The sequence below is a fragment of the Janibacter limosus genome, from assembly GCF_004295485.1.
Classification (GTDB): domain Bacteria; phylum Actinomycetota; class Actinomycetes; order Actinomycetales; family Dermatophilaceae; genus Janibacter; species Janibacter limosus_A.
Map to the genome: position 1 here is coordinate 2,321,019 of NZ_CP036164.1, position 20,634 is coordinate 2,341,652.

Annotated in this window: 20 protein-coding genes and 1 tRNA gene; 11 read left to right on the forward strand and 10 right to left on the reverse strand. The window is 70.1% G+C overall.

Going from position 1 to position 20,634, the window contains the following annotated elements; all coding sequences use genetic code 11:
* The first annotated feature begins 1 nt into the window (after window position 1).
* From EXU32_RS11000 to EXU32_RS11020, 5 genes are all read left to right on the forward strand, one after another.
* The gene (locus EXU32_RS11000; RefSeq protein WP_207233780.1) at window positions 2-1,105 is read left to right on the forward strand and encodes an LLM class flavin-dependent oxidoreductase; all 1,104 of its coding nucleotides are present in this window, start codon (window positions 2-4) and stop codon (window positions 1,103-1,105) included.
* Window positions 1,102-1,740 carry an NADPH-dependent F420 reductase gene (locus tag EXU32_RS11005; protein WP_130629946.1) on the forward strand — a complete coding sequence of 213 codons (639 nt, stop codon included), beginning with the start codon at window positions 1,102-1,104 and terminating at the stop codon, window positions 1,738-1,740. The genes EXU32_RS11000 and EXU32_RS11005 overlap by 4 nt, the downstream gene beginning before the upstream one ends.
* Window positions 1,741-1,827: 87 nt before the next feature.
* Window positions 1,828-2,403: an NADPH-dependent F420 reductase gene (locus EXU32_RS11010; protein ID WP_130629947.1), complete on the forward strand. Its 576-nt coding sequence runs from the start codon at window positions 1,828-1,830 to the stop codon at window positions 2,401-2,403.
* A gap of 66 nt (window positions 2,404-2,469) precedes the next feature.
* Window positions 2,470-2,982: a VOC family protein gene (locus tag EXU32_RS11015; RefSeq protein WP_130629948.1), complete on the forward strand. Its 513-nt coding sequence runs from the start codon at window positions 2,470-2,472 to the stop codon at window positions 2,980-2,982.
* Window positions 2,979-3,629 (forward strand): alpha/beta hydrolase, encoded by a 651-nt coding sequence (locus EXU32_RS11020; protein ID WP_130629949.1) that lies wholly within the window; start codon window positions 2,979-2,981, stop codon window positions 3,627-3,629. The genes EXU32_RS11015 and EXU32_RS11020 overlap by 4 nt, the downstream gene beginning before the upstream one ends.
* A gap of 7 nt (window positions 3,630-3,636) precedes the next feature.
* Here EXU32_RS11020 and mftF read toward each other — a convergent pair whose 3' ends face one another.
* Genes mftF through mftA form a run of 7 tightly spaced genes read right to left on the reverse strand, consistent with a single transcriptional unit; the run spans window position 3,637 to window position 9,633 of the window.
* A complete protein-coding gene (gene mftF / locus EXU32_RS11025) occupies window positions 3,637-5,181 on the reverse strand; it encodes a mycofactocin biosynthesis glycosyltransferase MftF (protein ID WP_130629950.1) in 1,545 nt (514 codons plus the stop codon).
* Window positions 5,178-5,972, reverse strand: coding sequence for a mycofactocin-coupled SDR family oxidoreductase (locus tag EXU32_RS11030; RefSeq protein ID WP_130629951.1), 795 nt, complete (start codon window positions 5,970-5,972; stop codon window positions 5,178-5,180). Before EXU32_RS11030 ends, mftF begins: the two co-directional genes overlap by 4 nt.
* A complete protein-coding gene (gene mftE / locus EXU32_RS11035; RefSeq protein WP_130631165.1) occupies window positions 5,969-6,703 on the reverse strand; it encodes a mycofactocin biosynthesis peptidyl-dipeptidase MftE in 735 nt (244 codons plus the stop codon). The genes EXU32_RS11030 and mftE overlap by 4 nt, the downstream gene beginning before the upstream one ends.
* 16 nt (window positions 6,704-6,719) lie before the next feature.
* Entirely contained in the window at window positions 6,720-7,913 is a 1,194-nt protein-coding gene (mftD, locus tag EXU32_RS11040) for a pre-mycofactocin synthase MftD (protein WP_130629952.1), read from the reverse strand.
* A gap of 19 nt (window positions 7,914-7,932) precedes the next feature.
* Window positions 7,933-9,183, reverse strand: coding sequence for a mycofactocin radical SAM maturase (gene mftC, locus EXU32_RS11045; RefSeq protein WP_130629953.1), 1,251 nt, complete (start codon window positions 9,181-9,183; stop codon window positions 7,933-7,935).
* Window positions 9,180-9,512 carry a mycofactocin biosynthesis chaperone MftB gene (gene mftB, locus EXU32_RS11050; protein ID WP_130629954.1) on the reverse strand — a complete coding sequence of 111 codons (333 nt, stop codon included), beginning with the start codon at window positions 9,510-9,512 and terminating at the stop codon, window positions 9,180-9,182. The genes mftC and mftB overlap by 4 nt, the downstream gene beginning before the upstream one ends.
* 4 nt (window positions 9,513-9,516) lie before the next feature.
* On the reverse strand, window positions 9,517-9,633 hold the full coding sequence (mftA, locus tag EXU32_RS11055; RefSeq protein ID WP_242612765.1) for a mycofactocin precursor MftA: 117 nt from the start codon (window positions 9,631-9,633) through the stop codon (window positions 9,517-9,519).
* 127 nt (window positions 9,634-9,760) lie between these two features.
* Between mftA and mftR the strand changes: the two genes are divergently transcribed.
* Window positions 9,761-10,360, forward strand: a complete 600-nt coding sequence (gene mftR / locus EXU32_RS11060; protein WP_207233781.1) for a mycofactocin system transcriptional regulator — start codon at window positions 9,761-9,763, stop codon at window positions 10,358-10,360.
* On the opposite strand, the gene EXU32_RS11065 is transcribed toward mftR, so the two are convergent.
* The gene (locus EXU32_RS11065) at window positions 10,354-11,994 is read right to left on the reverse strand and encodes a sigma-54-dependent Fis family transcriptional regulator (RefSeq protein ID WP_130629956.1); all 1,641 of its coding nucleotides are present in this window, start codon (window positions 11,992-11,994) and stop codon (window positions 10,354-10,356) included. The genes mftR and EXU32_RS11065 overlap by 7 nt on opposite strands.
* 139 nt (window positions 11,995-12,133) lie before the next feature.
* Here EXU32_RS11065 and EXU32_RS11070 point away from each other — a divergent pair, with 139 nt between their 5' ends.
* The 4 genes from EXU32_RS11070 (at window position 12,134) to EXU32_RS11085 (ending at window position 16,769) form a co-directional block, all read left to right on the forward strand.
* Window positions 12,134-13,246, forward strand: a complete 1,113-nt coding sequence (locus tag EXU32_RS11070; protein ID WP_130629957.1) for an NDMA-dependent alcohol dehydrogenase — start codon at window positions 12,134-12,136, stop codon at window positions 13,244-13,246.
* A 15-nt stretch (window positions 13,247-13,261) separates the two neighbouring features.
* Window positions 13,262-14,191 carry an AAA family ATPase gene (locus EXU32_RS11075; protein WP_242612766.1) on the forward strand — a complete coding sequence of 310 codons (930 nt, stop codon included), beginning with the start codon at window positions 13,262-13,264 and terminating at the stop codon, window positions 14,189-14,191.
* A 131-nt stretch (window positions 14,192-14,322) separates the two neighbouring features.
* Entirely contained in the window at window positions 14,323-15,144 is an 822-nt protein-coding gene (locus EXU32_RS11080) for a VWA domain-containing protein (protein WP_207233782.1), read from the forward strand.
* Window positions 15,145-15,281: 137 nt separating this feature from the next.
* Window positions 15,282-16,769, forward strand: a complete 1,488-nt coding sequence (locus EXU32_RS11085) for an aldehyde dehydrogenase family protein (RefSeq protein ID WP_130629959.1) — start codon at window positions 15,282-15,284, stop codon at window positions 16,767-16,769.
* 131 nt (window positions 16,770-16,900) lie between these two features.
* Here the strand turns inward: EXU32_RS11085 and EXU32_RS11090 are convergent.
* Both EXU32_RS11090 and EXU32_RS11095 read right to left on the reverse strand, forming a co-directional pair.
* Window positions 16,901-16,977 (reverse strand) — tRNA-Met (locus EXU32_RS11090).
* 49 nt (window positions 16,978-17,026) lie between these two features.
* Window positions 17,027-19,987 carry a UPF0182 family membrane protein gene (locus EXU32_RS11095; RefSeq protein ID WP_130629960.1) on the reverse strand — a complete coding sequence of 987 codons (2,961 nt, stop codon included), beginning with the start codon at window positions 19,985-19,987 and terminating at the stop codon, window positions 17,027-17,029.
* 45 nt (window positions 19,988-20,032) lie between these two features.
* On the opposite strand from EXU32_RS11095, the gene EXU32_RS11100 reads away from it, so the two are divergent.
* Complete coding sequence (locus EXU32_RS11100) at window positions 20,033-20,620, forward strand: PPA1309 family protein (RefSeq protein ID WP_130629961.1); 588 nt, start codon at window positions 20,033-20,035, stop codon at window positions 20,618-20,620.
* Window positions 20,621-20,634: the final 14 nt, after the last annotated feature.

Below are 20,634 nucleotides of genomic sequence, written 5' to 3' on the forward strand. Positions count from 1 at the left end.
GATGACCACGCCCATCACCCAGATCGAGCTCGGTCTCGACACCTTCGGCGACATCCCCGAGGACGGTCGCGGCGCCCTCGTCTCGGAGGCCGAGGCGATCCGCCGGGTCATCGAGGAGGGCGTGCTCGCCGACCAGGTGGGCGTCGACGTCATCGCGCTCGGTGAGCACCACCGGTCCGACTACGCGATCTCCTCCCCCGAGACCGTGCTCGCCGGCCTCGCGACGCGCACCGAGCGGATCAAGCTCGCGTCCGGCGTGACCGTGCTGTCGTCCGACGACCCGGTCCGCGTCTTCCAGCGCTTCTCCACCGTCGACGCGATGTCCGGCGGCCGCGCCCAGGTGATCCTCGGCCGCGGCTCCTTCACCGAGTCCTTCCCGCTCTTCGGCTTCGACCTCGCCGACTACGACACCCTCTTCGAGGAGAAGATCCAGCTCTTCTCCGAGCTGCTCAAGGAGGAGCCGGTCACCTGGCAGGGCACGACGCGCTCGCCGCTCACCGACGCGCAGGTCCACCCGCGCACCGAGTCGGGTCACCTCGACACCTGGGTGGGCGTCGGCGGGTCGCCCCAGTCGGTCATCCGCGCCGCACGCTACGACCTGCCCCTCATGCTGGCGATCATCGGCGGCTCCCCGGCGCGCTTCGCCCCCTATGTCGACCTCTACCGACGGGCCGCGGCGCAGTACGGCACGACCCCGCACCCGGTGGGCATGCACTCGCACGGCTTCGTCGCCGACACCGACCAGGCGGCGGCGGACATCGTCTGGCCGCACTACAAGCGCAACCGTGACCGGCTCGGCGCCGAACGCGGCTGGCCGCCGGTGACACGCGAGTCCTTCGAGGACGAGATCGCCCACGGGTCCCTGTACATCGGCTCACCCGAGACCGTCGCCCAGCGCATCGCCGGCGCCCTGCGCGCCATCGACGCCCGACGGTTCGACCTCGTCTACACGAGCGGCAGCACCCCGGTCGACGACCGGCTGCGCGCCGTCGAGCTGTACGGCCGCGAGGTCGCGCCGCGCGTGCGCGAGCTGCTCGCCGACCTGACCGAGACCGACGCGGCCGACCATGCGACCGCGACGACGAGCGAAGGGGGTCGGCCATGAGCACCATCGGGATCCTCGGCGCCGGCAAGCTGGGCACCGTCCTCGCCCGGCTGGCCGTCGCCGCCGGTCACGAGGTGCTCGTCGCCGGCTCGGGCGACCCCGAGCGCATCGCCCTGACCGTCGAGGTGCTGGCACCCGGCGCCGAGGCGACGACCGCCGCGGACGCCGCCGCCCGCGCGGACGCCGTCATCCTCGCCCTCCCGCTGGGCAAGCACACGAGCCTCCCGGCCGAGGCTCTCGCCGGCAGGCTCGTCATCGACGCGATGAACTACTGGTGGGAGGTCGACGGCGTCCGCGACGACCTGACCGACCCGCGCACGACCACCAGCGAGATCGTGCGGGAGCACCTGCCGACCACGCGCGTGGTCAAGGCGCTCAACCACATGGGTTACCACGACCTCGAGGACGGTGCCCGGCCCGCAGGCGCCGAGGGCCGCAAGGCCATCGCGATCGCTGGTGACGCAGCCGATGACGTCGCGGAGGCCGCCCGCCTCGTCGACGAGCTCGGCTTCGACCCGGTGACCATCGGGGCGTTGGCCGAGGGACGCGCGCTCGAGCCGGGGCGACCGGCCTTCGGCGCGAACGTCGACGCAGCTGCGCTGCGCGATCTCGTCGGTGTCGCGGCACGGGGCTGACCCCTTCGAACTCTTTGGTTGACGCAACAACTAAATATCGCTATAGTGGAGCCACATAGTTAAATCAACAACTTTTCAGGAGTCACCATGACGAGCATCTCCATCATCGGCACCGGCACCATGGGCAGCGCCATCGCGGCGGTCGCCGAGCGCGGCAACCACAGCGTGCAGCTCCTCGGCTCCTCCGACCAAGGCGTCGCCGTGACCGGTGACATCGTCGTCCTCGCTGTCCCCCACACCGCCGTCCACGAGATCATCGCCACCCGCGGCGAGCAGCTCTCCGGCAAGGTCGTGGTCGACCTGACCAACCCGGTCGACTTCGCGACGATGGACTCGCTTGTCGTGCCCGCCGACAGCTCCATGGCAGCCGAGATCGCCGCGGCGCTCCCGTCGGCCAAGGTCGTCAAGGCCTTCAACACCAACTTCGCCAGCACCCTGGCCGAGGGCACCGTGGGCCCACTGCAGACGACGGCCCTGATCGCCGGTGACGACGATGCCGCCAAGCAGTCCCTGACCGAGGTCCTCACCTCCGGTGGGCTCAAGGTCATCGACGCGGGCGCCCTCAAGCGCGCCCGCGAGCTCGAGGCCATCGGCTTCCTGCAGATCACCCTCGCCGCCCGCGAGAAGTTCGCCTGGACGGAGGGCTTCGGCGTCATCAGCTGACCCGGCCTCCCCCCTTCGCCAGGCCCTCCCCCTTCGTCCCACGCCAGCTCCAAAGGAGTCGTGCCCATGCCCATCCCAGCCGTCCGCCTCAACCACGCGGTGCTCTTCGTCGCCGACGTCGAGCGCTCCATCGCCTTCTACCGCAACGCCTTCGGTGCCGAGACCGTCGCCTACGAGCCGCGCATGCGCGCCGCCTTCCTGCGGATGCCCCGCTCGACCAACCACCACGACCTCGGGCTCTTCGGCGTCGGCGCCCAGCCGCCCCGCGAGCGCGGCTCGATCGGGCTGTACCACCTCGCCTGGCAGGTCGACACGATCGAGGACCTCGACGAGGCCCGGCGGACCCTTGTCGGGCTCGGTGCCCATGTCGGCGAGTCCAGCCACGGCGCGACCAAGAGCGTGTACGCCGCGGACCCGGACGGCAACGAGTTCGAGGTCATGTGGATGCTGCCGCAGAGCGAGTGGGGCTCCTACGACAACGCGGCGCCCGTGGAGGCCCTGGACCTGCCCGCCGAGATCGAGCGCTGGGCCGGCGTGGCCACCGCTGGCGAGCTCGTCCCGCGCGAGGTGACCGCGTGAGCGCGCAGTTCGCCCCAGCCGTCGCCGCATTCCTCGGCGAGGACGACCCGACCAAGCCGCTCGTCGTGCTGCTGCACGGCCGAGGGTCCGACGAGCGGCAGATCCTCTCCCTCGCGGCCCACCTGCCGGCCGGGCCCTCGTACGCCGCCGTCCGTGCCCCGATCGCCGAAGGGGGTGGCTTCGCCTGGTTCGCCAACCGCGGCATCGGTCGCCCCGTCGCCGAGTCGCTCACGGACACCATGGCGTGGTTCCGTACCTGGCTCGACGAGGTGGCCCCGACCGGGCGGCCGGTCGTGCTCATCGGCTTCAGCGGCGGCGGGGCCTTCGCCGGCGGGCTCGTCCTCGAGGACCCGCAGCGCTACGCAGGTGCGGCGATCCTCTACGCCACCCTCCCCTTCGACGCCGGCGTGCCCGTCACAGCGCAACGCCTGGACGGCCTACCCGTCCTCGTCGCCCAGGGCGACAGCGACCACGTCATCCCGCGCGAGCTGCTCGACGGCACCTGGACCTATCTGCACGACGAGTCCGGCGCCCTGGTGACCGCCCACCGCGATGCGGGGGGCCACGGCATCACGCAGGCGAGCCTGGTCGTGCTGGTCGGCTGGCTGAAGGCGCTCGCCGGCCGACCCACGCCCGACCCGACCTGAACCCGACTCAGGTGGTCGACTGGTGCTGCGTACTCGCGGGCACAGAGCACGAGGTGACCACCCGAGCCGGTTCAGGTTCAGCGATAGGTCGCCTCGCCTTGACCGATCCGCCGAAGCGCGGCAGCAGGGCACGCGCAGACCTGGCCCGCACCGCACCGGTCCACACACCGGCCCCGTAGGCCAGGTCGTCGAGCCGTCTGTCCACGAGGAAGCTCAAGGGATCGAGATCAGGACGCACGCGTCTGCACTCCGAGATCGCGTCGGCGACGGCGGCGACCGCGACGATGCGACGAACTCGTGGCGACACCAGGGCCGCAGGCAGCACGACGGGCCACCAGTGCCGCAACGCCAGCGCACCCGACTGCTCGAGCGAGCCACGAGCTGCGTCATACGACAGGCGAGCGGCGATCTGCCCCGCGGTCGACCAGCTCAGGGGCACGTCATCGCCCGAGGAGCGCAGACGCGTCGCGAGGCGCGCGGTGATGGTGGCCCAGATGAGCCCCGCCACGGGCAGGCTCCACCGACGCTGGGCGATGACCGCCGCCGCAAGGGCTGCGGTCCAGGGAGTGAAGACCGCGGGCGCCACCGCATCCCCGTGCCGTGATGCGAGCGGCGCAGCACTCGTGCCGTACACCGCCTTGCGGGTCAGCCAGGACGACGCGGTGGCGCGATGCTCGTGGCGCACGAAGGCAGCCGGCTCGTAGCGGACCCGGTGCCCCGCCGAGGTGAGCCGCCAGACAAGGTCGACGTCTTCGCCCACGCGCATCTCCTCGGAGAACCCTGCGCAGGACTCGAAGACACCACGGCGCACGACGACGCAGGCGCTGGGCAGCCACGCCACCCGGCTCAGCGGCCTGACCAACGCCGGGTCGGGCCCCCGGTCGAGTGACGACATCGCGGCCTCGTAGCGCGTCAGCGCGCCGCTCCCGTGCGCCCTCGCGGACCTGGGCTCGAGGCCGAGGATGCGCGGCGCGACCATCGCGAGCCGGGGGTCGGCGAAGTGGCGCAGCAACACCTCGAAGGTCCCGGGACCGGGTACGACGTCGGAGTCGACGAAGGCGACGAAGGGGGTCCGGGTCGCCTCGAACCCACGGTTCCGCGCTCCCGCCGGCCCGCCATTGGTGGGGAGAGTCAAGACCTCTGCGCCGTGCCGCTCCGCCGTCGCGGTCACCAGATCCGGCCGCTCCGAGGCGTCGTCCACCACCAGGACGTGCACCCCGGTGGGCAGGGCAGCGAGCAGACGATCAAGCTGCCGACTTCGGTCCCGCACCGGGACCACCACGGACATCTCGTCGAGCGAGATGGGGGGCAACGACGCAGGGGCCGGGTCCATCAGGCCCGAGTCAAGGAGTCGCTCAGCGAGCACAGCGGTCCCGGCGCCCACATCCAGCTCGTCGCCGTCGAGCATCGCCAGAGCCCTTGCCGACAGTCGCATCAACCGTCCCGGGCTCCCGCCGACCAGTACCCGCCCGTCGTCGTACCGCCGCACGTGCTCGTTGAGGCGCAGGCGAGCACCGTGCGGAAGCCCGGTCGACGGTGACACTGCACTCACCCGGCGAACCCACCGTCGGCCGCGACCACCGATCCGTTGAGCACGCCCCCGGCCGTCGAGCAGCAGAACGCGATCGTCACGGCCATCTCGGCCGGCCCGATGACACGCCTGATCAGCTGCGACTCCGCCAGCTCGGACGAGTCAGCGAGCCCGTAGATGCTGGCGGTGGCGGCGAGCATCGCGGTGTCGGTGGACCCGGGCGAGACGGCGACCGCGGTGACCCCCGTGCCGACGAGGTCGGCCGCGAGTCCGCGAATGATGCCGAGTGCCGCGTGCTTGGACGCGTTGTAGGCGGAGAGATGGAACAACCCGCGGCTCCCGGCTGCGGACACGACGGCGACGAACCGGCAGCCGGACGGGTCCTGCTGGTCGAGCATGACGGGCACGGTGGCGGCCGCGGTGTTCCAGACACCCAGGGCGTTGACGTCCCACTGGGTCTGCAGGTCCTCTGCCGGCGTCTCCCACAGCGGCGCTCCACCGGCGATCACCCCGGCCGCAGCAACCACAGCATCGAGGCGCCCGAACCGCGCAACCCCCGTGGCGACCGCTGCCCTCATCGCGGTGGGGTCCGAGACGTCGGCCACGACCGCCTCCACCCGGCCGGGGTCGAGGGCGGCCACCGCCGCCAGATCCTCGCGAGTCGCGAGCGGATAGCTGAGCCCGCTGTCGGCGCCCCGGCACGAGTCGATCGCGATCACCCGATGTCCGGTACCGAGCAGCTCTGACACGGTCGCCGCGCCGATCCCCCGCGCCGCTCCGGTGACGAGGACCACCCGGTCGGCGGTCGTCATGACTGTCTCTGCATGGCCGCCGGTGCCGCGCGATCCGACCCGCGCACCAGGCAACCACGGTCATCGACCACGGCGGACGTCAGTCGCTCGAGTGCGTCCTCGACGATCAGGTCGAGCAGTCGTACACCTTCCTCGGCTGTCGCGGTCGTCGGGTCACCGAGCACGCCGTTCGCGCTCACTGCGATCACCCCCTTCGTCATCAGGGTGGGGAGTACCTCCGCCAGGGGGCGGGTGTCACCGACCTCGGCCGCGCTCATGTCGACCGTGAGCGGGTCGAGGTGCAGCATGATCGAGGTCTCGGCATGGCCTGCATGCAGATCGAGCTCCTCGGTTGCGCACGGCAGCCATCGGGCGTGGTGTCCCTCGGCGCGCAGCTGCGTCACGGCCCCGCGCAGCGCGGCGAGGTTGCCCCCGTGGGTGTTGACGAAGGTGATCTCCCCGGCCCAGGAGCTCATCGACCTGACCAGCTCGACCAGGACGAGCTGCAGGACGTCGTTGCCGACCGACATCAGTCCGGGGAACCCCTGGTGCTCACCGGAGGCTCCGAACGCGACTGGCGGCGCGACATGTGTCGGACCCGGCACGGAGCCTGCGAGTCGTGAGGCCACGGCGACCGCGATCGCCGTATCCGTGCCGAGACCAAGATGCGGTCCGTGCTGCTCGGTCGACCCGATGGGGACCAGGACCCGGCAGCCGGGCTCCAGCGCCGTCCAGGTCGTCCGCGTCAGCATGCCCACGAAAGGCTCCCTACTCGCCCAGCCTGCGGGCGAAGCCCTCGGGAATGACGAGGTCTTCCGGGCTGAGCTCGTCGATCGAGGAGTGGCCCATGCCGAGCAGAGCGGAGTCGATGCCGCTGCGCAGGATGTCCAGGACATTTTCGACCCCGGCCTGGCCGTTGGCGCCGAGGCCCCACAGGTAGGCGCGGCCGATCATCACCGCGCGCGCACCCAGCGCGAGTGCCTTGACCACGTCGCTACCGCGTCGGATGCCGCCGTCCATCAGCACCTCGATGTCGTCACCCACCGCATCCGCGATGCCGGGCAGGACCCGGATCGGGGCCGGGGTGCCGTCGAGGTTGTTGCCACCGTGGTTGGAGACCGAGATCGCCGACACGCCGAGGTCCCGGGCGCGCTTGGCATCGTCGATGCGGCACACGCCCTTGAGCATGAAGGGGCCGCCCCATTCCTTCGCCATCCACTCCACGTCCTCCCAGGTGGGCGGGGTCGTGGTCATCCACTCGTAGTAGGCGGCGAAGAAGGTCGGCCCCTTGTCCTCGCCCGGGGCCGCCAGATTGGGTGCCGTCAGGTCCGGGATGTTGCCTTCCTTGGCGAACTCCCATGCCCATCGGGGACGTCGGACCACTTCGGGAGCCAGCTTGAGGGCTGATGCGAAGTCGATCTTCTCGGGGATCTCGGGGCTCCCCCAGTCACGGCCCATCGAGAAGGACCAGTCCAGGGTGGCGATGAGCCCCTTGGCACCGGCGGCCCGGGCCCGCGCCATGCGTTGGACCATGACGTCACGATCGCCTGTCCAGTACATCTGGAAGAAGGTGTTGGGGTTGGCCTCGACGACGTCCTCGACCGAGCGACTGGCGAAGTTGCTCAGGCCGATCGCCGTACCCCGCGCGGCGGCTGCCCGAGCGACGGCGACCTCACCGTCAGGGTGCACCGCCTGCACACCGGTCGGCGACATGATCACCGGCAACGAGATGTCGACGCCCAGCACGCTGGTGGCCATGGCACGGTCGGGAAGGTGGCCGGCGACGTGAGGGGCCAGGCCGAGCTCGGTGAAGGCAGCCTCGTTGTCGGTGAGGCTCTGCCCACGCTCCGAGCCGGCGACGAGTGCGCCGTAGACCGACTTCGGCAGCCGCTTCTTGGCCCGCTGCTGGGCGACGGCGACGGACTCGAACCAAGGATTCTGGGCCCAGGGGTTCTTCGACATGGGTGGAGACCTCTCGGGATCAGGGGGTGAAGCCGGCCAGCGGGTTCTCCGCACAGGCAGAGACCGGCGCGGACGTCGGAGGCGTGAAGTCGTCGGGACGACGGGTCAGGGTGAGCATCACCGGTTGGTTGCGTCCCGGGGCCGTGCGGGAGTGGTCCTGGCTGGCCGCGGGGATGCTGCGGTCGGCAGCCAGCGCGGACTCGCCGTAGCCCTGCACGCACTCAGGGTCGGGGCCGTCCATCGGCAGGCCGGTGAAGAACTTCGCGGCCATGCACCCGCCACGGCAGGAGTCGAAGAACTCGCACTTCGTGCACGCCCCCGAGGTCTGTGGTGCTCGAAGTTCTTGGAAGAGCTGCGAGGTCTGCCACACCTCCCGGAAGCCGCCGTCGGCGAGCAGGTTGCCGGCCAGGAAGTTGTCGTGGATCGCGAAGGGGCACGCATAGACGTCGCCGATCGGGTCGATGAGGCACACCACCCGCCCGGCGCCGCACAGGTTCAGGCCCGGCAGTGCTTCACCGAAGGCCGCGAGGTGGAAGAACGAGTCGCCGGTGAGGACGTCCTCGCCATGGGCCATCAGCCAGTCGTAGAGCTCGCGCTGCTGCTCGGGCAACGGGTGCAGCTCGTCCCACACGTCCGCGCCGCGACCCGAAGGGCGCAGCCGGGTCAGGCGCAGGGTGGCGCCGTAGTGGTCGGCGAGCGCCTTGAAGTCGTCGAGCTGGCCGATGTTCTGCCGGGTGCAGACGACCGAGATCTTGGCGTCCTCGAAGCCGGCTTCCTGCAGGTTCTGCAAGGCCGCGAGCGCGGTGTCGTAGGAGCCGGGGCCGCGGACGTAGTCGTTGACCTCGGCGGTCGCGCCATCCAGCGAGATCTGCACGTCGACGTAGCCGTTGCAGGCGGGCGAGGCGAGGAAGCCGGCGCGCTCGGGGGTCAGGCGGACACCGTTGGTGGAGAACTTCACCCCCACCTCGTGGTCGACCGCGTACTGCAGCAGGTGCCAGAAGTCGGGTCGGATCGTCGGCTCGCCGCCGCCGATGTTCACGTAGAAGACCTGCATCCGCTGCAGCTCGTCGATCACCGCCTCGCACTGCTGCGTGGTCAGCTCGCGTGGGTCGCGGCGGCCGCTGCTCGACAGGCAGTGCGCGCACTCGAGGTTGCACGCATAGGTCAGCTCCCAGGTCAGGCAGATGGGGGCATCGAGGCCGAGCTCGAACTGGTCGACCAGGCTGCCGCCCTTCGGACGGGCATCGCGGGCTGGTGCGGTGATGGTCATCGCTGGCCCTCCTTGCGGGAGTGGATCATGTCGGACTCGGCGAGCGTGGACAGTGCGCCGGCGTATGCCGCCCACTGGGCCTCGGGGATGCCGGCATCAGCCAGCGCGGTGCGCACGTCAGGGGCCTCGGCCAGTGCCCGGACGACGGTGACCAGCTCGGGCCGGCGCAAGAACGACAGGCGCCGGTTGCCGAAGTGGTAGGCCAGCGCGCCGAACGGCTCGGGTCTCAGCGCGACCTTCGGGTTGAGTCGCCACCCGTCCTCGAGACGGACCTCGATCCGTGGCACGGGGTCAGCCTCGAGGACGGTGGCAGTCGCAGCGGTCGACATCGGCTCAGTACACGCCGCACATGCCGTCGATCGAGACTTCCTCGACCAGCATCTCCGCGGTGAGCTCTTCGGACTCGGCAGTGGTGGTGTCCGTGGTCTCCATGGTCTCCGTGCTGTCCATCGTTCCTCCTTGGTGGGTATGACGTGGGCCACACCATATTGGCACTGAGGGCAATATGGAAGGGGTGATCCGAAATTTGCTGCGATAGGTTCGTCCGGTGCGCAAGAAAGGCCCAGGTCGCCCCCCGGTGACGACCCACGCCCTGATCGAGGAGATCGCCTTCCGCCTCTTCGACGAGCAGGGCTTCGACAACACCACCGTCGAGCAGATCGCCGACGCGGCGGGCATCGCTCGGCGCACGCTCTTTCGCTACTACCCGTCCAAGAACGACATCCCGTGGGGCCAGTTCGACGAGAGCCTGCGCCTGCTCGCCCAGCACCTGCGCGAGATGCCCGCCGACGTCAGCACGGCCGTGGCCGTCCAGGAGTCGGTCAAGGCCTTCAACCACGTCGACCCCGCCGCCGTGGAGCAGCACCGACGACGCATGCGTCTGCTGATGAACACCCCCGCCTTGCAGGCCCACGCCACCCTGCGCCACGGCGCCTGGCGCGCAGTCATCGCGTCGTACGTCGCAGAGCGACATGGCATGTGCCCCGACGACCTCCATCCCCGCACCATCGGTCGCGTTGCGCTGGCCCTCGCCCTGTCGGCCTACGAGCAGTGGCTCGAGGACGAGCAGACGTCGCTGCCCAGCCTGCTGGACGAGACCTTCGCCGCACTCCACCATCATCTCGACGACCAGCGCGCCGTGACCCCCGAGCGAAGGGCGGTGGGCAAGGGTCAGTAGCTGGTGATGCGGAGCTGGCGGATGCGCGTGTAGAGCGTCGTACGCGACATGCCGAGCTCCCGCGCCGCCTGCACCTTGTTGCCGTCGAAGGCGCGGAGCGCGGCCACGACGGCGTCGCGCTCGGCCCGGTCACGAGTGGTGAGCGTGTGAGAAGGGCTGGCCACCCGGTACTGGTCGGGCAGATCCGTCAGTGCGATGCCACCATGCGTGCGACGACCGGCCGCGAAGGTGATGACGGCCTTGAGCTCACGCAGGTTGCCCGGCCAGTCCTGCGCGGTGAGTGCATGGATGACCCCGGGAGTGAGGTGCACGTCGTCGCTCGCGGCGACGTCGGCGAGCATCGCTGCGGCCAGACCGGGGATCTCCGCACGCCGTGAAGCCAGAGTCGTCAGCTCGTCGCGGACGACCGCGGTCCCGGCCAGGGTGGCCGCCCTGCCGGTGAGCGTCTCGACCGGGCCCGAGGTGAAGACCAGCTGGGGTCGCGAGCGCAGGTCGACCCGGTCGATGACGAGGTCGAGCAGCTCGTCCGACAACAGGTCGATGGCCTCGACGACGACGCAGCCGCCCGGTCGGCGCATTGCGCCGTCGAACTCCTTCGCCCACACCTCCTGACCCTCCAGCAGAGCCGTCGCGGCGTGGAAGACCTTGGTGGGCAGGCTGCCGATCTCCTTCGCCCGGGTCGACCGTCCGGTGCCGGGTGGCCCGAACACCAAGGTCGGAGCGGGCGCCCTGTCCGGCACCCGGACCGGACTCATCGACGGAGGAGTCAGGTGCGGCCCGCAGGACCGCTCTGCCACCCGGAGCAGGACCCCGCGGCGCGCTCCCGGCACCCGCGTGACCGTGACGTCCGCAGCCCGACCGGTCTCGAGGGTGAAGCGCAGGGTGCTGTCAGAGCTTGCCGGAGGGTCCTCCCCGAGCACGCGGAGCAGTGCGATGTCGGAGGAGCTGAGCAGGCTCGAGGCGGCCTGGTTGCTCATCACGATGTCCTCACCGATGGCCAGGACAGCATGCTTGGAGTGCCCAGACGCCTCTTGGAAGGCGGCCAGCAGACTCTTCTCGGAGATCCGGCTGCCGTCGAGGAGTCGTTGCTCGATGTCGTGCACGGCGCGGGCGATCAGCGGTGGCAGCAGCGGGCTCGCGGTGTCCACGAGCGCCGAGATGTCGAGGACTCCCTCGATCCGACGCGTGAGCGGGTGCCGGATCGGGTGGCCGTAGCAGCTGAAGTGCCGCAGGGACTCTGCGAAGTGCTCCGACCCGTGGATCACGACCGGGTGACGCGTCTCGAAGACCGTCCCGAGCCCGTTCGTGCCGACATTCTCCTCGAGCATGCTGGTGCCTTCACGGATGTTGAGCAGGTCGAGCCCCTCGCGCGTCCGCGGGTCGTCGTCCCAGCGCCTGACGATGCGGCACTCCCGATCGCCGAGGATCGTCGAGAACCCGGTGCCGGCCAGGCTCGCCTCCAGCTGGTCAAGGACCGGCCCCGCGCCGACCAGGAGCGACCCGTTGCGGTCGAACTCCCTCGGGACCAGCCGATCGAAGGGCCCCTCGTGCTCGACACCGGCCAGGCTTGCCCGGCGCCAGGACGCGGCGATGTCGGGGCGTACCTCGTCGGACGTCGTTGTCCGCTGAGCCATGGCGTTCCTCCAGGGGGTCAGATGTTTGCCCTGTCACACGCCATCATGCACCCACGCACAAGAGCCGCATGTCCAGTTCTTGAACAGATGCGTCGAGTGATGCGTGTCACGGTGGGATGACCCAACCCGAGGAGACCTCATGAAGACCCAGGCAGCAGTCGTCGTCGAGACCGGCAAGCGCATCGAGATCGAGGAGCTCACCCTGGACAAACCTCGCGAGGGTGAGGTGCTGATCCAGTACACCCACGCCGGCCTGTGCCACTCCGACGTCCACATCGCACACGGCGACCTCGAGGCACGCCTGCCGATGGTGCTCGGGCACGAGGGTGCGGGCATCATCCAGGAGGTCGGCCCCGGGGTGTCACGGGTCAAGGTCGGCGACCACGTCGTCTGCTCCTTCATCCCCAACTGCGGCTCCTGCCGCTACTGCGCCAACGGCCAGCAGTCCATCTGCGACATGGGTGCGACGATCCTCGAGGGGTACCTGCCCGGGGAGCGCTTCCCGATCACCGGACCGCGCGGCGACTACGGCGCGATGTGCATGCTCGGGACGTTCAGCCAGTACGGCGTCATCCACCAGAACTCCTGCGTCAAGGTCGACGACGACCTGCCGCTCGAGAAGGCCGTGCTCGTCGGGTGCGGCGTGCCCACCGGCTGGGGCGCAGCGGTCAACACGGCGAACGTGAAGGCCGGGCAGACCGTGATGATCGTCGGCGTCGGCGGCATCGGCATCAACGCCGTGCAGGGCGCCCGCCTCTCCGGTGCGAAGAACATCATCGCGATCGACCCCCTGGAGAACAAGCGCGAGAAGGCGATGGAGCTGGGTGCCACGCACAGCTTCGCCAGCACCGACGAGGCGATGGAGGCGATCACCGATCTGACCCGCGGGCAGATGGCCGACTCGGCCATCCTGACCCCGGGCCTGATGACCTCCGAGATCGTCGCCGGCGGCTTCAACGCAGTCGGCAAGGGCGGCGTCGTCGTGCTCACCGGACTCAACAAGCTCGAGGAGCAGAACATCCAGCTCCCCGGGTCGATCATGACCCTCTTCCGGAAGAGCCTGAAGGGCAGCCTCTTCGGCGACTGCAACCCGACCGTCGACATCCCACGGATCCTCGGGCTCTACCAGAGCGGCGACATCAAGCTCGACGAGATCATCACGCGCACCTACACCCTCGACCAGGTCAACGAGGGCTACGACGACCTGCTCGAGGGCAAGAACGTCCGTGGCGTCATGGTCCACAGTCACTGAGGGGAACGAGACATCGTGACACGCACCTCTTCCGTCGGGCCGGCAGTCCGCGTCGGCCCGACGGAAGTCATCGAACGCGCCACCGAGGCGGAGCTCCTCGCGGCGGCACTGGGCAGCGGCGCGCACGTGCTGCTGGAAGGGCCGCCGGGGACCGGCAAGTCGACGCTGCTGCGCCGCGTCGCCTCCGGTCGGCAGACCCCCTTCGTCCTGGTCGAGGGCAACGCCGAGCTCACCCCGGCCCGCCTCATCGGTCACTTCGACCCGGCCCTCGTGCTCAGCAAGGGATATGTACCGGAGATCTTCGAGGACGGACCGCTGCTCGAGGCGCTGCGCACGGGAGGCCTGCTGTATGTCGAGGAGCTCAACCGGATCCCCGAGGAGACCCTCAACGTGCTGCTCACCGCGATGTCCGAGCTCGAGATCAACGTGCCGCGCCTCGGTCGGGTCGCCGCGGCTCCCGGGTTCTCCCTGGTCGCTGCCATGAACCCCTTCGACGCCGTCGGAACCGCACGGGTGTCAGGCGCGCTGTACGACCGCACCTGCCGGATCTCGATGGGTTACCAGAGCGCAGAGGCCGAGCAGGCGATCGTCGGTCTGCGCACGGACGAGCTCGACCCCCAGTGGCGCGCCAAGGTCGTCGACCTCGTGCGGAGCACCCGAGACCATGCGGACATCCGCTTCGGGTCCTCGGTGCGAGGCGCCATCGACGTCGCCCGGCTTGCGGTCGAGCTCGCCAAGCTGCGCGGTACCCCGACCGACGACTGGCATGTCGGGCTGGCCGCCGCCAGGGTGTCCCTCTCGGGGCGCATCCGACTCCACGACGGGTGCGACCGCACCCCCGAGCAGGTGATCACCGACCTCTACGTCGACGTCTTCGGCGCTGAACCGGTCGACCCGCAGAACCATCCCGACTCCGACACCAAGGGGTCGCCGGGGGAACCCTGAGCCCGCCTCCCGGGGCGGGCTCGACACCCCCACCGAGCGCACCCGAGTCGCGCCAGCGACGCTCGGCTCCACGCACCACGGGGCGTGCCGACCTGGCCAAGAACCCGAAGTTCGCCGAGCTCTCCCCCGAGGTGGGCGAGCTCGACCTCGAGGCCCTCGACGACGCTCTCCGCGGCGACCCTGATGACACCCTGACCCTGCTCGTGGAGATGTCGCACGCAACCGACGAGCGGCTACGGGCCGCCGTGCGGCGACTCGCGCCGCGGCTCATCCTCGACCAGACCAGGCGGGGCATCCCGCGCAACCGCGGTGTCTCGAAGCGGCGCACCGTGCCCGCGCATCGGGGCGGAGACCTCGACCTCGACCGGTCGATGGACGCGATCGTCGGGGCCCGCGCCGAGGGGCGGATGCCCTCCATGGATGAGATGTCCGCGGCCGACTGGGCCCGTCCCGAGCTGGCCCTCTGCCTGGTCATCGACCACTCCGGATCCATGAACGGAGCACGACTGACGACCGCCGCGGTTGCCGGTGCGGCCTGTCTGACCTTTGCGCCCGAGGAGCACTCGGTGCTCGCCTTTGCCGCCACCACGACACCGCTCAAGCGGATCGGGGACGCGCCGGCGGCCACCCGGACGATCGAGCGAATCCTGTCGCTGCGCGGTCATGGCACCACCGGTCTCGCCGGGGCCCTGCGCGAGGCCGAGATCCAGCTGGCCGGCGCACGAGCCCGGCGTCGCGTCGTCCTGCTCCTCTCGGACTGCCGGGTCACCGACGAGGTCGACGCCACCCCGGCGGCCAGGGCCATCGACGAGCTCATCATCCTGGCGCCGGCCGACGACGACGACGAAGCACAGCGGCTGGCCCGTGAGTCCGGCGCCCGCGTGACAGCCATCGGGTCGGTCCTCGACGTGCCCGCTGCCCTCAACCGCATGATTGCCGACGACCGCCTCTGACGACCCGAAGCTCGGTGGCGCAGAGGGTCCTCGGCGCCAGCCACGCACCTGCTGCCGGATGTCCAGAGACTGAACAACCACGCCCGTACTGCCTGCCTAGCGTGAGCGCATCGCGTTGTCCACCAAAGGAGCCAGTCATGCTCGTGTCATCTGCCAAGGTCAAGGAATTCCTCAACTCCCCGATCCGCATGCTCATCGACGGTGAATGGGTCGCCGCTCGCTCGGGACAGACCTTCGACACCCACGACCCGGCGACCGGAGAGGTTCTCGCCGCCGTACCCCTCGGACGCGCAGAGGACATCGACCTCGCGGTGGCTGCCGCACGACGGGTCTTCGACGCCGGCGAGTGGAGCGCCATGCGCCCGAACACGCGGGAGAAGCTCATCTGGCGCATTGCCGACCTCATGGACTCGTACGCCGAGGACCTGGGTGAGCTGGAGTCCTTGGACAACGGCAAGTCCGTCGGTGTCGCCACGGCCGTGGACGTGCGATTCGCCGCCGAGTGCTTCCGCTACTACGCCGGATGGCCGACGAAGCTGACCGGCACCACCAACAACCCGTCGATGCTGCTCGCGGACCCTGCCCAGGAGTTCCACGCCTACACGCGCCGGGAGCCCGTCGGTGTCTGCGGTCAGATCATCCCGTGGAACTTCCCCATCCTCATGGCGGCCTGGAAGATCGCCCCGGCCCTGGCCACGGGGAACACGGTCGTCCTCAAGCCTGCTGAGCAGACCCCGTTGTCGGCACTGCTGCTCGGCGAGATCCTGGTCGAGGCCGGCGTCCCCGCGGGAGTGCTCAACATCGTCACCGGGGACGGCGAGGCCGGCGCAGCGCTCTCCGGCCACGCCGACGTCGACAAGGTCGCCTTCACCGGCTCCACCGAGGTGGGCAAGCTGATCGTCGACGCCGCACGCGGCAACCTGAAGAAGGTGTCGCTCGAGCTGGGGGGCAAGTCGCCGCACATCATCTTCGCCGACGCCGACATCCCCGCTGCCGTGGCCGGCACCATCATGGGGTTCACGTTCAACTCCGGGCAGGCCTGCGAGGCCGGCACGCGGGTCTACGTCCACGCCGACATCTTCGACGAGTTCACCGGGGCCCTTGCCGAGGCCGTGGCACAGCTCAAGGTCGGGCCGGGCTCCGACCCCGAGTCGGCCATCACGCCGCTGGTCTCCCAGGAGCAGCTCGACCGCGTCACCGGATACCTGGAGGCGGGCAAGGCAGCCGGTGCCCGCGCTCTCGTCGGTGGTGAGCGCGTCGGTGAGTCCGGCTACTACGTCGAGCCCACCGTCTTCGTCGATGCGACGCCGGACATGTCGATCGTGCGGGAGGAGATCTTCGGCCCGGTCGCCGTCGCCCTGCCCTTCACGGACGAGGACGAGGTGATCGATGCCGCCAACGACACCGTGTACGGCCTGGCCGCAGGCCTGTGGACCAAGGACCTGAGCCGGGCGCACCGGGTAGCCGCACGGCTCAAGGCAGGCCAGGTGTGGATCAACACCTTCCACGCGTTCGACGCCGGCCTGCCCTTCGGTGGGTACGGCCAGTCGGGTTGGGGGCGTGAGCTGGGCTCCGAGGCACTGGCGCTGTACACCCAGGTCAAGGCGGTCAACATCGCCCTCTGACCGACCGCCTGCACGCAACGCGCGGGCCGGGTGGAGGTGTACACGCGAACGAAACCTCCGCGGGTCGACCTCCACCCACGCCCCTGGTACGACGAGAGGCCCGGACCAATTGGTCCGGGCCTCTTGACATCTGGTAGCGGGGGCAGGATTTGAACCTGCGACCTCCGGGTTATGAGCCCGGCGAGCTACCGAACTGCTCCACCCCGCGTCGTTGCCTTGCAAGACAAACTCTACGTGAATAGATGGTGCAGACCAAATCAGCTGCCCTCGAGGTCAGCAGACCCTCCACCGGGCTGGACCTTGGCGGCCTCCTCGAGCTGCTTCTTCAGCTCCTTCTGCGCCTCGTCGTAGGCGGCGAAGTCACCCTTCTTCAGCGCGTCCTGGCCGTCCTTGTACGCCTTCTGCATGCCGGCGATGGCGCTGCGCAGCTGCTTGTCGTCGGCCGAGAGGTTGGTGGGCTCCGTCGGCTTCTTGGGCTTGGTCGTCGGCCCGTCCTTGGGCTGGCCCTCGGCATCGACACCGGCGTCGCCGCCGAAGAGCTCGTCCAGGGCCGTCTCGAGGTCCTGGGCCCAGGCGACCTTGCCGCCGAAAGTCGCCACGACGATCCGCAGCTGCGGATAGCTCGTGCCCGACGCCGACGAGAGGTAGATCGGCTCCACGTGCAGGAAGCCCCCACCGACCGGCAGCGCCATCTGGTTGCCGAAGGAGACCTTGGACCCGCCGCGGTTGGCGTTGTTGAGGTAGTCGGTGAGCGTCTGCCCACCATCGCCCGAGGTGGCGTTGGACGACACGATGTCGTTCTGCACCTGCCCGACGCCCGGCACCGTGGTGTTGCGTGGCACCGACAGCAGCCGCAGCTGCCCGTAGCCGGACGCCGGTTTGCCCTTGACCGAGCCTGCGTCGGCATCGACCGCGAGGTACCCGGCCATGACATTGCGGCTGCCGCGGGGGATGTACGTCGAGGTCAGCGACCACGACGGGGTGCGCTGGTCGGGCATCGCGAGCGAGAGGAAGTACGGCGGCTGGGCGACCCCGGAGTCACCGCGCGACGGGTCGTCCGGCACGCGCCAGCGGTCCTGCCCGGCGCGGAAGTCGCTCGCCGAGGTCACGTGGTAGTCGGCGAGCACTGCGCGCTGCATCCGGAAGAGGTCCTCCGGGTAGCGCAGGTGCGACATGAGGTCGGCGCTGATGTCCTCCTTCGCCTTGAGGAGCCCGGGGAAGGCCTTGTCCCACGACGCGACGACCGGGTCGGTCTCGTCCCACTTGTAGAGGGTGACCGAGCCGTCGAAGGCGTCGACCGTCGCCTTGACCGAGTTGCGCATGTAGTTGATCCGGTCGCCGACCAAGGCGCTGGCCTGCTGCGTCTGGACGGAGGAGACCTTGCCCGACTGCACGCCCGACATGGAGAAGGCGGTGCTGTAGGGGTAGTTCTGGGAGGTGGTGTAGCCGTCGACGACCCACTGCACGCGCCCGTCGACGATCGTCGGGTAGACGTCGCCGTCGAGGGTCAGCCAGGGGGCGACCCGCTGGACCCGCTCCTTGGGGGTGCGGTGCTCAAGCAGGCGCGAGTCCGACCCGACCGCGTCGGAGAGGAGGAACTTCATGTCGCGGTAGGTGATCGCGTAGGCGGTCTGGCGCAGCCTGGAGCCGATCGCGACGCCGCCCTTGCCCTTGTAGGTGTAGCGCGACTCCTCGCCACCGGTCGGCTGGTCGATCTCACGGGGGGTGGCCGTGTCGCCCTGGCCGACGATCGAGAATTGGCGCATCTCCTCACCGAAGTAGATCCGCGGCTCGTACTTGCCGATGGTGGAGTCGGGTGAGAGCCACTGCGGGTTGCCGGCCCGGGCCTGGGTCCCGCGGGCCATCACCAGGCCATAGCCGTGGGTGTAGACGGTGTGGTCGTTGACCCAGTCGCGGCGGTCGCTCGGCACCTTGTCGAGGTCGAGCTCGCGGGCGCCGACGACGACGTCGGTCATGTCGCCGTCGATCTTGTAGCGGTCGACGTCGAGGTCGTCCTGGAAGGTGTAGTAGGGCTGCTGGGCCTGCAGCTCCTGGAAGGTCGGGCTGACGACCGAGGGGTCGAGCAGACGGATCCCGGGGATCGACGCCGCGTCCTCGCGCAGCTGACCGGACGAGACGTCGGAGACCGCGTCATAGCTCGACGTCTCGACGCCGGTCACGCCGTAGGCGGCCCGGGTCGCGTTGATGTTGCGCTGCAGGTACGGCTCCTCGAGGGAGTTGCGCGAGGGCGAGACCTTGTAGGTCTCCACGAGCGCCGGGTAGATCGCCCCCACGACCACCGACAGGACCACGAGAGTGCCGACGGCGATGGTCGGCAGGCGCCACGAGCGGCTGCGCACCGAGGCGAGGAAGAGGCCGGCGCACATCACCGCGGCCACCGCGAGGATGTACTTCGTCGGGATGATCGCGTTGGCGCCGGTGTACCCGACGCCGGTGAGCACCTCGTTCTCCTGCGTGGTCAGCGCGTGGGCGCTGAGCACGTAGCTCCAGGCGCGCAGCATCGCGAGGACGGCGGCGATGATCGCCAGGTGCAGGAAGGCCACCCGCGTGGAGCGACCACGGCCGGGCGGGACGATGCCGCCGTAGACGTAGTGGGCGAAGAGCGCGGCGAGCAGTGCCGCGAGCGCGGCGACGGTGAGGAAGCCGACGACGAAGCTCCACCACGGGAGGGAGAAGAGGTAGTAGCCGACGTCCCGGCCGAACTCCGCGTCGGTGGTCCCGGTGGAGGTGCCGTTGCGCCACAGCAGCCAGGTCTGCCACTGACCCGCCGCGGCCAACCCGCCCAGGATCCCCAGGACGGCGGGGACAGCGATGGCCGCGATCTTGCGGAAGGGCTCGATGGCCCGCCGGTACTGGGCGAGCGCCTGCTCCCCCGGCGTCATCGGCACGCTCATCGGCCGCGTCCGGTGGGCCAGCCACAGGCTCAGACCGATGGGAAGGGCGGTGAGCAGCCCCCCGAGCACGAAGAGGAGGACCTGGGTGCGCAAGCGCGACCACCACATGTCGGAGTAGCCCAGCGCACCGAACCACAACGACTCGGTCCACAGGCTCGCCGCGAGGCTGATGAGCAGCAGCACCACGGCGATGACGGCCGCTGCTCTGGCCAACCTGCTCGTGGGCACGCGTCGGGAGGGAGGACCCTCGTCTCGGGGCGGCGGAGCGCCCCCTTCGTCATCCGGCCAACTTGCGCTGCTCATGGTGAGGCCACCGTACCCATCCCACCTGTGGCGGCGTAGGGCAGCATGGTCCTCGTGCCCGACTCGTCATCCTCCAGCGCCCCCCACGACAGCTCCGCCAGCGACAGCGTCCCCACGGCTGAGCCGCTCGCCGTCGCCGCCCTCGAGACCGAGCGCCACGTCGCCTCGGCCGGGTGGGACCAGAACCCGCGCGTCTTCGCCCTCGTCGACACGGCCGCGCTCATCGCGGCCGAGCCGCAGCTGGCCGCCTCGCTCGACAGTGCCGCCGACCAGGCACCGGGAGCCCTGAGCGCGATCGAGCAGGAGGACCTGCCGCGGACCGCCAACCTCGAGTCGCTCCTCGGACGGATGGCCTGGCCCGACTCCGTCGACGGGGTCGCCCTCGCCGTCGAGCGGATCGTCATCCCGCCGGGCGCGGAGCGCGACCTGCCGCAGGACCCGACCGCCGCCGTCGACGCCCTCGCCGAGCACCCCCAGCGCGAGGACGTGCGTCTCCTCGTCGCCGTGCACCGGGACGGCCGAGCCGTCTGCCTGCTGCGGCAGCGCGCCAACGACCGCGACGACCGCGTCGCGACCGGCGAGGACATCGCGCCGGGCCTGGTCCACGCGCTGCGGGCGACGCTGCAGGGCTGACCCTTCGAGACGGT